The organism is Polyangiaceae bacterium (genome assembly GCA_015075635.1).
GTDB lineage: Bacteria > Myxococcota_A > Polyangia > Polyangiales > Polyangiaceae > JADJKB01.
This window is the reverse complement of sequence record JABTUA010000001.1, coordinates 655,295-667,701: the sequence shown is the minus strand read 5'-3', so window position 1 is coordinate 667,701 and position 12,407 is coordinate 655,295. Positions and strand designations below refer to the sequence as shown.

9 protein-coding genes are annotated in these 12,407 nt (G+C 70.8%); 5 read left to right on the top strand and 4 right to left on the bottom strand.

Annotation, left to right across the window (positions count from 1 at the left end; translation table 11 throughout):
• The first annotated feature begins 73 nt into the window (after nt 1–73).
• From HS104_03105 to HS104_03095, 3 genes are read left to right on the top strand one after another with little or no spacing between them, the layout of a single operon-like run.
• Complete coding sequence (locus HS104_03105) at nt 74–454, top strand: hypothetical protein (protein ID MBE7478967.1); 381 nt, start codon at nt 74–76, stop codon at nt 452–454.
• 12 nt (nt 455–466) lie between these two features.
• Nucleotides 467–1,249: an SAM-dependent chlorinase/fluorinase gene (locus HS104_03100; GenBank protein ID MBE7478966.1), complete on the top strand. Its 783-nt coding sequence runs from the start codon at nt 467–469 to the stop codon at nt 1,247–1,249.
• Nucleotides 1,250–1,262: 13 nt separating this feature from the next.
• The gene (locus tag HS104_03095; GenBank protein ID MBE7478965.1) at nt 1,263–4,103 is read left to right on the top strand and encodes a tetratricopeptide repeat protein; all 2,841 of its coding nucleotides are present in this window, start codon (nt 1,263–1,265) and stop codon (nt 4,101–4,103) included.
• A gap of 7 nt (nt 4,104–4,110) precedes the next feature.
• Here the strand turns inward: HS104_03095 and HS104_03090 are convergent, their stop codons facing one another.
• Nucleotides 4,111–5,037: a hypothetical protein gene (locus HS104_03090; GenBank protein MBE7478964.1), complete on the bottom strand. Its 927-nt coding sequence runs from the start codon at nt 5,035–5,037 to the stop codon at nt 4,111–4,113.
• A gap of 22 nt (nt 5,038–5,059) precedes the next feature.
• The gene (locus HS104_03085) at nt 5,060–6,436 is read right to left on the bottom strand and encodes a sigma-54-dependent Fis family transcriptional regulator (GenBank protein MBE7478963.1); all 1,377 of its coding nucleotides are present in this window, start codon (nt 6,434–6,436) and stop codon (nt 5,060–5,062) included.
• 119 nt (nt 6,437–6,555) lie between these two features.
• Between HS104_03085 and HS104_03080 the strand changes: the two genes are divergently transcribed.
• Nucleotides 6,556–8,319: a DnaJ domain-containing protein gene (locus tag HS104_03080; protein ID MBE7478962.1), complete on the top strand. Its 1,764-nt coding sequence runs from the start codon at nt 6,556–6,558 to the stop codon at nt 8,317–8,319.
• Here the strand turns inward: HS104_03080 and HS104_03075 are convergent, their stop codons facing one another.
• A complete protein-coding gene (locus HS104_03075; GenBank protein ID MBE7478961.1) occupies nt 8,320–10,173 on the bottom strand; it encodes a hypothetical protein in 1,854 nt (617 codons plus the stop codon).
• Here HS104_03075 and HS104_03070 point away from each other — a divergent pair.
• Nucleotides 10,172–11,866, top strand: coding sequence for a protein kinase (locus HS104_03070; protein MBE7478960.1), 1,695 nt, complete (start codon nt 10,172–10,174; stop codon nt 11,864–11,866). The two genes, HS104_03075 and HS104_03070, sit on opposite strands and share 2 nt — an antisense overlap.
• On the opposite strand, the gene HS104_03065 is transcribed toward HS104_03070, so the two are convergent.
• A complete protein-coding gene (locus tag HS104_03065; GenBank protein MBE7478959.1) occupies nt 11,839–12,366 on the bottom strand; it encodes a tRNA (cytidine(34)-2'-O)-methyltransferase in 528 nt (175 codons plus the stop codon). The two genes, HS104_03070 and HS104_03065, sit on opposite strands and share 28 nt — an antisense overlap.
• Nucleotides 12,367–12,407: the final 41 nt, after the last annotated feature.

The window sequence follows — 12,407 nt, the reverse complement described above, 5'->3', positions numbered from 1 at the left end:
CCGGGACTCGCCCGCCGACAGCCTGGCGATCGCCATGCTCGCCAGTGGCGATCGCCACATGTAGGCTCGCCGTGTGAGCAGCGGCAGGCTGAACCTCAGGCTCGAGCCGAGCACTGGCTCGGTGGGCTCGGCGGGCTCGGTGGGCTCGGCGGGACCGGTGGGCTCGGCGAGCTCGGTGGGCTCGGCGGGACCGGTGGGCTCGGTGGGCTCGGTGGGACCGGCGGTGCGCTACCGGGCGGAGCTCTCGGCCGGGCGCGAGAGCTGGCACGGCTGCGTCGAAGTGGACGCCGAAGGCGCGGTGCGATTCGAGCTGGGAGGTGAGGCGCCGGCGTGGCTGCGCCAGGCGGTGAGCGCCATCCTGCGCGCGGAGTGGCGCAACCGCCGCGGCGCGGACGCGGCGCCCTGGCCGCGGCGCATCACGCGCTGGCGTCTCGCTCCCGAGCGCGAGTGCTAGGCTCGACCTTCGATGGCTCCGTCTCCGTCCGGAGTGATCACGCTGCTCACCGACTTCGGGCTGCGCGATCCGTTCGTGGGCGTCATGCACGGCGTGATCCTCTCGCGCTTCCCGGCGGGGCGCGTCGTGGACCTCTCTCATGGCGTCGCGCCGCAGGCGTTGGACGAGGCGGCCTTCTGGCTGGAACGCTCGTACCGCTGGTTTCCGCCCGGTAGCGTGCACGTGGCGGTGGTGGATCCGGAGGTCGGAACGGCGCGTGCCGCGCTGGTGGTCGCGGCGCACGAGCGCTTCTTCGTCGCGCCCGACAACGGTCTCTTGGGTGAGATCGCCCACACGCTGGACGCCGAGGTGCGCCACGTCGATCTGGAACGGGTGGGCCTCGGCCCGCCGAGCCGGACCTTCCACGGGCGGGACGTGTTCGCGCCGGTGGCCGCCGAGCTGGCCGCGGGGCGCCTGCCCTTGGATGGCGTGGGGCCGCAGGGGGGAGCGCGGCGGCTGACGCCCGCGGCCGGACCTCGGGTGGTCAGCGTCGATCGCTTCGGCAACCTGATCACGGACATCGAGGCGAGCGCGCTCGCGGCGTTCGCGCGCCCGGTGGTGGTCGTGGCGGGGCGGGAGCTTCCCATCGCCGGCACTTACGCCGAGGTGCCGGACCAGGAAGCGGTGGCCCTGGTCAGCTCCTTCGACACCCTGGAGATCGCCGTGCGGAACGGGAACGCGTCGAGCGTCCTCGGCGTTCAGCGGGGCGCCGGAGTGTTTCTGCGCGAGGCCGCGCCCAACAATCGACTAGCTTAGGCGTCTGACCCCCATGCGCCCCCGTACTTCCCTTCTGGTCGCCACCGCGCTCGTCAGCGCGGAGCTGTTCGCTTGTGCCCCGGCTGTCGCGCAGCCCGCTCCCGCCGCGCCGAAGACGGCCAGCGCCGCCAAGAAGCCCGCGCCCGTCGCGGATCGGCTGAAGGCGGGCCGCGAGGCCCTCGACGCCAGCAAATACGCCGACGCCGAGGCGCATTTCCGCGCGGCGCGGGGGGCCGCAGCCCAGCTCGGCTTGGCCGAGACGCTGCTCGTCACCGGCCGCTACGACGAGGCCGTGAAGAGCGCGCGGTCGGCGGCGGGCGAGAAGACCACGAAGGCGGAAGCCGCCTGGGTCGAGGGCGAAGCGCTGCGCCGGCAGGGCAAGCTCGCGGAGGCGGAGGCTGCGCTGCGCAAGGTCGAGAAGGAGCCGGAGGCGCGGCGCGCGCGCCTCTTGCTCGGCGAGGTGCTGCTCGAGCGCGGCGCGGAGCAAGACGCCGAGTCGGTGCTGATGACGCTGGTCAGCGACTACAACGACGACAAGATCACCAAGAGCGACGGCAAGGGCCTGTCCCTGGTCGGCCGCGCCGCGCACCTGATGCACGCGGCGCGCGACGCCAACGACGCCTTCAACGAGGCGGAGCGCGCGCTGAAGGGCGACACGCAGACCTTGCTCTGGCGCGCGGAGCTCTTCCTGGAGAAGTACGACCCTGGACACGCCGAGGAGGTGACCAAGGAGATCCTGGCCAAGGCGCCCGAGCACCCCGAGGCGCTGGTCACCATGGCCTTCGTGAAGCTGGATCAGGCCTTCGACTTCGAGGAGGCGGAGCGCCTGGCGCGGAAGGCGCTGGCGGTGAACCCGAAGCTCGGGCGGCCCTACGTCGTGCTCGCCGGCATCGCGCTCCGCGACATGGAGCTCGCGGACGCGGAGAAGCACGTCACCGAGGGCCTGAAGCACAACCCGCGGGATCTGGAGCTCCTGAGCATGCGCGCCGCCGCGCGCTTCCTGGCCGACGACCTGTCCGGGTTCGAGGCGGCGAAGAAGGCTGTGTTGGGGTTGAACCCGCGCTACACGAAGCTGTTCCAGATCATCGGCGACTTCGCCGACTGGGAGCACCGCTACGACGAGATCGTCAAGATGATGCAGGAGGCGGTGCGCATCGATCGGCACGACGCCAAGGCCCACGCGCAGCTCGGCCTGAACCTGATTCGGGCGGGGCGTGACGACGAGGCGCTGAAGTCGCTGAAGACCGCCTTCGACAAGGATCCGTTCAACGTCCGCGTCTACAACACGCTGAACCTGTACGAGCGCGACATCCCGAAGGACTACGTCACGGTCAAGCACAAGCTCTTCACCTTCCGCTACCACAAGGACGAAAAAGCGATCCTGGAGCGCTACGTGCCGGGCATGATGGAGAATGCCTGGAAGAAGTTCGTGAAGGGGTATGGCTTCTCGCCCTCGACCCCGGTGGGCGTCGAGCTCTACGCGGAGCGGCAGAACTTCGCCATCCGCACGAGCGGCCTGCCGACCACGGCCATCCAGGGCGTCTGCTTCGGCAAGACGCTCGCCTCCATGAGCCCGATGCAGGAGAAGTTCAACCTGGGCATGACGCTCTGGCACGAGCTCGCCCACGTCTTCCACATCCAGCAGTCGAAGAGCCACGTGCCGCGCTGGTTCACCGAGGGCCTGGCCGAGTACGAGACGCTGGTGGAGCGCCCGGAGTGGGCGCGCGAGCACGATCCGGATCTGTACCAGGCGCTGCGCAACGATCGGCTTCCGCAGGTCGGCGCGATGACGAAGGCCTTCACCCGCGCCGAGGAGATGAGCGACGTGGCCACGGCGTATTACGCCTCGAGCCAGATCATGGTCATGCTGGTGAAGAAGCACGGCATGGGCAAGATGGCGAAGATGCTCGAGCTCTGGGGAGACGGAAAGACCACGCCGGAGGTGGTCCAGACGGCGCTCGGCCAGAGCCCCGAGGCGCTCGACAAGGAGTTCCGGGGCTGGGCCGAGCAGCGGCTGACCCGCTTCAAGACGCAGTTCGTGCCCATCTCGCGCACCGGCCCGTACGAGAAGGCCAAGGCCGAGGCCGAGAAGGCGCCGAACGACGCGCTGAAGCAGACCGTGTACGCGTTGGCCGCGCTGAAGAGCGGCAAGAAGGACGAGGGGCTGAAGGCGCTGGATGCCGCGCTGAAGGCTGACCCGAAGTTCCCCGACGCGCTCTGGGTCAAGGCCCGCATCGCGCTCGGCAAGAAGCAGGTGCCGGAGGCCGAGGCGCTCTTGAAGAGCATGGTGGACGGCGGCAACGACGGCTACTCGGTGCAGATGGCGCTCGCGGACATCGCCGAGGCCAAGGGCGACCAGGGCAAGATGAAGGCGGCGCTGGAGAACGCGCACAAACACGATCCGTCCGCCTCCGAGCCCATCCAGGCGCTGGTGGACATGGCCAAGAAGCAGGGCAACGTGGACGACGAGCTCGCGGGCCTGCGCAAGCTCTCTCTCATCGAGGAGCACGACGGGCGCGTGCACCGGCGGCTGATGCGCGCGCTGCTCGACAAGAAGCTCTACAAGGAGGCCAAGGACGTGGGCGAGATGGCCGTCTGGGTCGAGGTCAACGGCCTGAAGACCCACGCGCTCTTCGCCGAGGTGCTGGTCGCCAACAAGATGATCCCGCGGGCCGTCTTCGAGCTGGAGAGCGCCGTCCTGTGCCCGGGCCGGCCGGAGGAGAAGGCCGACGCGCACGCGCAGCTGGCCGAGACATACTTGCTCGTGCCGAACCGGCCCGCAGCGCAGAAGCACGCGGCGGAGGCCAAGAAGCTCGACCCGAACAACGCGCGGCTGAAGAAGCTGAAGATCTGAGCCGCGCTCAGCCGTCGCAGCTGGCGGCGAAGCAGGCCTGGATCTCCGGGCCGCAGTACTTCTCCGCGCAGGAGATGATGCTGCCCGGGCCGTCGGCGCAGTCGGCGATGTCGTTGATGTTCTGGAACGCGCAGCTCAACGTCTGATCGACGAAGAACTGCACGTCGGCGCAGCCCTTGGACACGCAGTTCGCCACGCAGGTGACGCTGAACTTGGGCGGGTCTTGCTGCAGCTCCACGCAGCCCAGGGCGCAGGTCACGATCATGAAGCACGACATCAGGTCGCACTCGCCGCAGTCCTGGTGGCAGTTCGAGCAGGTCTCGAACTGGGTCGCCTCGCACTTGCCGTTGCCGCACACGCTGCACACGCCGCAGTCCTGCGCGCACGAGGAGCAGGTCTCGCTGCCTGCGCACTTGCCGTCGCCGCAGCCGGCGCACTTGCCGCAGTCGTCCGGGCAGGTGAAGCAAGACTCGCCGTCGGCGGTCGAGCAGCTGCCGTCGCCGCAGGTCTTGCAGTTGCCGCAGTCCGGCGCGCACGACTGACAGGTCTCCGGTCCCTCGCAGAAGCCGTCGCCACAGGTCTTGCAGGCGCCGCAGTCTTCGGTGCAAGAAAGGCAGCTCTCGTTCGGGTCGCAGCTGCCGTTGCCGCACGTCGTGCACAGCCCGCAGTCCTCCGGGCACGACGAGCAGCTCTCGTCGGGATCGCACACGCCGTCGTCGCAGGTCTTGCACAAGCCGCAGTCCAGCGGGCAGCTCGAGCAGGACTCCCCTCCCTTGCACGCGCCGTCACCGCAGGTCGCGCCGGCGTCCGAGCCGCCGACGCCACCGTCCTCGTCGGATGCCTTGAGCGCCGTGCGCGTGCCACAGCCGGGCCCGAGGAGCAGGGCCGCGCAGAGGAGCGTGCAGAGTGCCAGGGCCAGGCGTGCGGTCTTCACCCGCCGGAGTCTAGCCGACGATCTACTCCTCCGGCTCGTCCTTGCCGCGGAGCCCCAGCGCTTTCGCCTTTTTGTACAGATGACTGCGCTCGAGCCCGAGCGCCCGCGCCGTCGCCGCCATCTGCCCGGCGTGGTGCGACATGGCCTCTTCGAGGATGGTGCGCTCGGCCTCGTCCACCAGCACGCGGAACGGCACCCCTGGCCGGTAGAGCCCCGCGTTCTGTGGCGACGCCGACATGCCCAGGGAGCGCTCGACGTCCTCGCCGGTGACGCTGTCGTCGGGGCTCAAGATCACCAGCCGCTCGATCAGGTTTCGGAGCTCGCGCACGTTGCCGGGGAAGGAGTGCCTCACCAGCACGTCGATCGCAGAGGGGGTGAGCGACACGCCGGGGCGCGCGTTGGCCTTGGCGGCCTGCTGCAAGAAGTGACCGGCCAGGAGCGGGACGTCCTCGCGACGCGCCCGCAGCGGCGGCAGCTCCAGCGGCAGCACGTTGAGGCGGTCGTACAGATCGGGTCGGAACTGTCCCTCGCGGCAGGCGGCGACCAGGTCCTTGTTGGTTGCGGCGACCACGCGCACGTCCACCTTGAGCACGTCGCTCCCGCCCACGCGCTCGATCTCGCGCTCCTGAAGCACGCGCAGGAGCTTCGCCTGCATGGCGAGCGGCATGTCGCCGACCTCGTCCAGAAACAGCGTGCCGCCGTGCGCCCGCTCGAACTTGCCGCGCCGCTGGCGGGTCGCGCCGGTGAAGGCGCCCGCTTCGTGCCCGAACAGCTCGCTCTCGATCAGCTCGGCGGGGACCGCGGCGCAGTTCAGCTTCTCGTAGGGGCCGTTCGCCCGAGGCGAGGCCCGGTGGATGGCGCGTGCCACCAGCTCCTTGCCGGTGCCGCGCTCGCCGGTGATGAGCACGCTGGCGGCGGCCTTCGCCGCCCGCGTGACGTGCTCGCGCAGCTCGCGCATGGCGCGGCTCTGGCCGATCAGCTCGTCGAAGAAGCCCGCCTCGGCGCGCAGCTCCGCCGCCTCCTCCTCGGCACGCATCAGGCGCAGCGTGTTCTCCAGCACCACCAGCAGGCGATCGGTCGAGACGGGTTTTTCCAGGAAGTCGAGGGCGCCGAGCCGCGTCGCCCGCACTGCGGTGTCGATGGTCGCGTGCCCGCTCATCATGATGACCGGCGTGTCCACGCCCGACTTGCGCAGCTTCTCCAGGAGCTCCACGCCGTTGCCGTCGGGCAGCGACACGTCGAGCAGGAGCACGTCGTAGCTCTTCTTCCTCAGCCGCTCCTCCGCCAGACCGACGCCACCGGCGACGTCCACGGTGTAGCCCTCGAGCGAGAGGGCCTTCTTCAGCGTGTTCAGGATCGACGGCTCGTCGTCGACGACGAGGACTAGGCCGCGAGGCATGGGGACCGGACCTTGCCAAGACAATTGTGCGACGCCAAGCGGCAGCGAAATCCGCGCCGCGCCGCGCCGTTTTTCGCCGGGTCCCGCGCGCCCGTGGCTCTGCTACAGTCTGCGTTCCCATGTCCGAAGCGACGGCGACCGGCAACCTGGAGGCGACTCCGCTCTCCCAGCTGCTGGTCTACGCGCTCGACAAGCGGCTGACCGGCTCGTTCATCTTCCAGACGCCGGACCGACAGAAGAGCGCGCTCTACTGCGTCGACGGCGCGCCCGCCAACGCCAAGACCGCGCAGCCCGTCATCCACCTGGGCCGGCTCCTGCTCGAGCTCGGCAAGATCGACGAGGGCGCCTACAACCAGACGCTGACTCGCGTCGCCAAGGAGCGCCAGCTGCACGGCAAGCTCCTGATCGAGGTCGGGGCTCTCGATCAGGAGACGCTGGAGGCCGCGCTCTCCGAGCAGCTGTTGCGGCAGGTGGTCTGGATGTTCTCGCTCGGGCCCAAGACGGGATACGCGTTTTATGCCGGCAAGAATTTCCTGGACCGCTGGGGTGGCGGCCCGGTCCAGGTGGAGCCGCTCGCGCTGATCTGGCGCGGAATTCGTCGCTACGAGAACGTCCAGCGCGTGGACGCCGCCTTGGCCCGGCTCGGGCCGCGCCCGCTCAAGCTGCACGTCGGGGCGCAGGTCGCGCGCTTCCAGCTCAGCGACATGGAGCGCGCGGTCGTGGACCTGCTCCGGGCAAAGCCGCAGCCCTTGGTCGATTTGCTTCAGTCCGGGGTGGGCGAGCCCATCGAGGTCAAGCGCCTGATCTACGCGCTGATGATCACGCGCCACCTGGACATCGGCGGCGTTCCTCTGGGCACTGGCGCCGCAGGTGCCGCGCGCCCGCCGCCGCCGGCCCGGGGGGCCCCGCCGCCGCCGGCCCGAGCAGCCCCGCCGCCGCCGCCGCCCATCGCCGTCTCCACTCGAGAGGCCGAGCCCGCGCTGCCCTCGTCGCCGTCGGTCTCGGCGCCGCTGATCTCGTCGCCCATCGCTGCGCTCGTCGGCTCGTCGCCGGTCGCGGCGCCGCCGCCGTCGACCCGAGCGGTCAAGCCCCCGAGCGAGCCCTCGCACGTGCTGGAGTTCCGGCGCGAGCTCGCGGAGCTCTCGGCGAAGATGCCCAACCAGAACTACTACGAGATGCTCGGCGTGCCGATCAAGTCGGCCAGCGCGGAGATCTCGGCGGCCTTCTTCAACCTGGCGAAGAAGTGGCACCCCGATCGGCTGGGTCCAGAGTACGGCTCAGTGAAGGACGAGGCGGTCAAGCTCTTCGCCAAGATGACCGAGGCGCACCAGACGCTGACCGACGACGAGAAGCGTCGCAACTACGACGAGCTGGTCAAGGACGGCGGCGGGACCGAGGCCGAGCAGGAAGAGGTCAACAAGATCATGAACGCCGTCGTCGCCTACCAGAAGGCGACGGTCTACTACCGCAAGGGCAACCTGGCTGAGGCCGAGGAGCTGGCGAAACAAGCTCGCGATGGCGATCCCGGCCAGTCCGAGTACACCGCGCTCTGGGTCCAGTGCGTGTCGCAGCGACCGGAGCGCGCTGCGAAGGGCGACTACCGCGACTTGATCGAGCTGATGGACGAGGCCGTGAAGAAGGAGCCCGAGAACGAGCGCGTGCGCATGGCGCGGGGCGAGCTCCTGAAGCGAGCGGGCAAGCTCGACCAGGCAGTGGCGGACTTCCGCTGGGTCGCGCGCTACCACCCGAAGAACCTGGAGGCCGCGCGCGAAGTGCGCCTCTACACCATGCGCGGTGGCGAGCCCGACAAGAAGTCTCTGGCTTCCGGCAAGGGCAAGGGCAAGGACGACAAGGGCCTGCTCGGCAAGTTCTTCAAGCGCTGATCAGCGCCGGTGGATCTCCAGCGAGCGCACGAAGGTCGCGCTCGGTCCGGCAGCGGAGAGCCCGACCGACAGGCGCCCACTGCCGACCGGACACCCGCGACGCTCGCCGGAGCGCTCGATGGTCGCCTGGTCCCCGCGCCGGAACAGCCTCAGCACTTCGCCGGGCGCCGCCGCGTCCAGCGACGTCCAAGGGCACTCTTCGCCGCCGACCCGCGTGCCGCCCAGCACCACCACCGGCGGGGGCCCCGAGGTCAGCGCGAGCTCGAGATCGAAGTCGGCGTAGCTCGTGTCGGCCACGAGCGCGAGGGTGTCTTCACCGCTCAGGCCGAGCCCCGCCCCGGAGTACTCGATGCCCGTGGCGGCGACGCCCATCGGGAAGCGGTTCGGCGCGACGTTCTCGCGCCCCGCGAGCAGGAGCGGCGCGATGTCGCGGGCGAAGGGTCCGCGCACGTCGTGGCGGAACCCCGCGAGCTTCGGCGTGCCCGCGCGCTCGAGCCAGACGAAAGCGCCGGCGTCCACGCCGAGTGGGACCGGGAGATCCGCGTCGGGGCCCAGCTCGGGTCGTGTCTTGGGCTCGTCGAAGCGACCGGTCCAGGGATCGAAGCGCTTCCAGAGCACGGCCGTGCTGGTGCGTGCATGGAGCCACGGTGCGCCGTCGTTCGCCGCGATCAGGGCCACCTGCGTCGGCGCGAAGGACAGCGAAGGCAGCACGTCGGCGCTGCCGTCCGCGCGGAACCAGGTCACGCTCTCGGCCGGCGTGAGGCAGCTCGGCACGCCCTTCGGCACGCACACCCCCACGGCGAGCACGCCACCGCCGGGCATGGCGGCGAAGCCGTGTGCGTCCGCGACGACGAAGCTCTCCTGGATGAAGGACAGCACGCGCGCGTCCGGCGACAACCACTCCAGGACGTTCACGGTGCCGAAAGCGGACGAGCCGCCGCCGACGAACACCCGGTCGTCGCTGAGGCGCAGCGCGACGGGCGCGATGCGGGGTTGCTTCAGGGTGGCCAGGCCTGCGCTGCGCGAGGCGTGGTCCTTCGGCGAGACCGCCTCCAGCGTCCCGAGCGCGACGCCGTTCGGGCCGGCGCCGCCCACCAGTAGCGTCTCGCCGCTCGCCAGCACCACGGCCGCGTGTCGGGCTCGCGGTTGGGCCAACGGAATGACCCGCGTGCGGTCGAAGCGCCCCTGCCGCACGTCGTATTCGGTGGCCGTGTCCAGCGGAGGGGCCGCCGCGAGATCGTTCGGCGACAGCGTCGGGTCCACGCCTCCGGCCACCAGCATCAGCTCCGAGCCGAAGGCGGTCACGCTGGCGAAGGCGCGCGCGCCGAGCATGCCCTCGGCGACCTCGCTGGCGCGACCGGTGGCCAGATCGACGGTGAACGCGCGCGATGCGTCGGCGCTCGCCGAGAGCGAGCCCGCCGCGAGCAGGTGGCGGCCGTGCACGCCGAACGCCACGCCCGGCGCCTGCTCGGGGAAGCTCGCGTCGCCCGCCGGCCAGAGCGGGGTGGAATCCTTGGTGCGCCAGAGCAGCACGTCGATGTTGCCAGCGCCGTCGGCGCTCCCGACCCCGCTGAAGCTCTGGTGGTCGCCTTCGGCCAGCGCGCTGACGGCCCGCGTGCTCCCCGGGAAGGGCAACGGCAGCGCGCGCGCGCTGCCCGGGGCGATCTTGCTGGTGAAGGCCGAACCCTCGAAGTCGCCCAGGGCGGTGAGCTCGATGGAGAGATCCGGAGGGGCGGCGCCGCTGGCGGCGGGCAGGTGGACCTCGATGCGGAGGACTCGGTCCGGCTCGGGCTCCGGAGAGCAGCCAGAAAGCAGCAGAATCGCCCAGACGGCGCTACGCTTGCCGAGCCGCATGTTCCCGCAGCTCTTCGGCAAGTACGTGCTCGAGCGAGAGATCGCTGCCGGAGGCATGGCCAAGGTGTTCCTCGCCACCTTACGCGGAGCCGTGGGATTCGAGAAGCGGCTCGTGGTCAAGCAGATCCGCCCGGAGCTGGCCTCCGACGACGCGTTCGTGCGGCGCTTCGTCGAGGAGGCCAAGACCGCGGTCGAGCTCGGCCACCCGAACATCGTGCCGGTCTACGAGCTGGGCGTCGAGCAAGGCGTCTACTACATCGCGATGGAGTTCTGCGAGGGCGTCACGCTCTCGGAGGTTCTGAACGAGACCGGGACGTTCTCCCCCGAGGAGGGCGCCTACCTGGGCATCGAGATCTGTCGCGCGCTCGACTACGCGCACCGCCGCGCGAGCATCGTCCACCGCGACATCACACCGCGCAACGTGATGCTCGACGAGGAGGGCGCCGTGCGCATCATCGACTTCGGCATCGCTGCGCCGGTGACGCTGCCGGAGGACGGCGGCGTCTCCCGGGGCGAGCTGTTCGGCTCACCCGGGCACATGGCGCCGGAGCAGATCGCGGGCGACGCGCTCACGCCCGCCACCGACGTGTTCGCCGTGGCGGTGCTCCTGATCGAAGCATGGACTGGAAAGCCGCCCTTTCGCCGCAAGACTCCCGCCGAGTGCCTGAAGGCCCTCGAGACACCGCCTCCGCGCTTGGACGAGGAGCTGCCGGAGCTCGCGCCGTTGGCGGACTTGATCGCGAGCGCCACCGCCAAGAGGCCGGAAGATCGACCCGAGACGGCCGAGCAGCTCGCGCGACCGCTGCGCGAGTTCGTCAAGAGCGCCGATCTCGGAGACGTCGCGCGGCGCGTCGGCGCGCGGGTGAGAAAGACGCGGCGCAAGCTCCTGGCTTCGAGCCCCTGGCTGTTCGGGGAAGGTGAGCGGGAGCCGGCGGAGGAGAAGCCGGACGTCTCCACCCGGCGCGCGCCCAGCATCGGCGACACGCAGACCTTCGCGGTGCGGAACGACCTGGTCGAGTGGACGCGCAAGCTGCCGAGCGTGCCGCCGCCTCCCGACGACGTGGTGGTCGAGCCCGCCCCCGCGAGTGAGGTGATGTCCACCCGCCCGCTCGAGAGCTCGGCGCCGGAGGAGACGGCTCCGATCACCGCGGGTGAAGAGCGTCGCTCCGAGCCGAACCGAGCTGGCCGGCCACTGGTCACGCTGCTCCTGGTGGGTGCCGTCGCGACGGCGATCTGGTGGGGCTCGCGGGCGCAGGCGCCGGTGGTTCCCGCGCAAGACCCACGCCCAGCCGCCTCGGTGCCAGCCGCCGCAGCGACCCCGAGCGCCACGCCGGTCGCGCCGCCCTCGGGGCCGCCGAGCGCTGCCCCCGTGCCGACTCCGAGCGCGCTGCCGCCGACGCGTCCCGCCGCTCCGGCGTCCGTGCCGCAGCCCGTTGGCGACGCCGCTGTCGTCGAGCCCGGCGCGCGCGCGTCGCTGACGCTCACGGCCTCACCGCCGAGCACGGTCAGCGTGGGTGGCCGATCGTACACCACGCCGGCGTCCGTCCCCCTCGCGCCCGGGAGCTACTACGTGGGCTTCGACAACGCGACGCTCAACCTGCGCACCGGCACCCAGGTCACGCTGAGCGCCGGCGCGAAGCGCTCCGTGCACGCCGACTTCACCGATCAGTCGCCGCGCGTGATCGTGCGCTGACGCGGCGCGAGCAGCCCGGTCTGCCGCAGCGCCTCGTAGAGCGCGATGGCGACCGCGTTGCCCAGGTTGTGCGAGCGCACCGGCCCGAGCGTGGGGATGCCGATCACCTGCTCTGCGCGAGCGGCGAGCAGCTCCTCCGGCAGCCCCACGCTCTCCTTGCCGAACACCAGCGCGTCACCCAGTCGGAAGTCCACGTCGAGGTAGCTCCGCTCGGCCTTGCCGCTGAAGAGCCAGCTCCGGGAAGCGATTTCTCGCTCCGCGCTGGCGAGGTCCGGGTGCTGGTGCACCTCCACCAGGTGCCAATAGTCGAGGCCCGCGCGCCGCACGGCGTGCTCGTCGATGCTGAAGCCGAGGCGCCCCACCAGGTGGAGCGGGCAGGCGGTGGCAGCGCAGATCCGCGCCACGTTCCCCGTGTTGGGCGGGATTTCGGGCTCCACCAGCACCACGTGGAAGGGCCGCTCGGCGCTCTGGCCGCGGAGGCGGACGGGCTCGGCGGGCATGGCCGGGCAGCTTAGCGCACCCCACTTCCCGGCCCATTGGC

Coding starts and splice junctions, on each gene's coding strand:
- HS104_03100 (MBE7478966.1), top strand. CDS start 467: ATGGCTCCGTCTCCGTCCGGAGTGATCACGCTGCTCACCGACTTCGGG.
- HS104_03065 (MBE7478959.1), bottom strand. CDS start 12,366: ATGCCCGCCGAGCCCGTCCGCCTCCGCGGCCAGAGCGCCGAGCGGCCC.
- HS104_03080 (MBE7478962.1), top strand. CDS start 6,556: ATGTCCGAAGCGACGGCGACCGGCAACCTGGAGGCGACTCCGCTCTCC.
- HS104_03070 (MBE7478960.1), top strand. CDS start 10,172: ATGTTCCCGCAGCTCTTCGGCAAGTACGTGCTCGAGCGAGAGATCGCT.
- HS104_03085 (MBE7478963.1), bottom strand. CDS start 6,436: ATGCCTCGCGGCCTAGTCCTCGTCGTCGACGACGAGCCGTCGATCCTG.
- HS104_03075 (MBE7478961.1), bottom strand. CDS start 10,173: ATGCGGCTCGGCAAGCGTAGCGCCGTCTGGGCGATTCTGCTGCTTTCT.
- HS104_03095 (MBE7478965.1), top strand. CDS start 1,263: ATGCGCCCCCGTACTTCCCTTCTGGTCGCCACCGCGCTCGTCAGCGCG.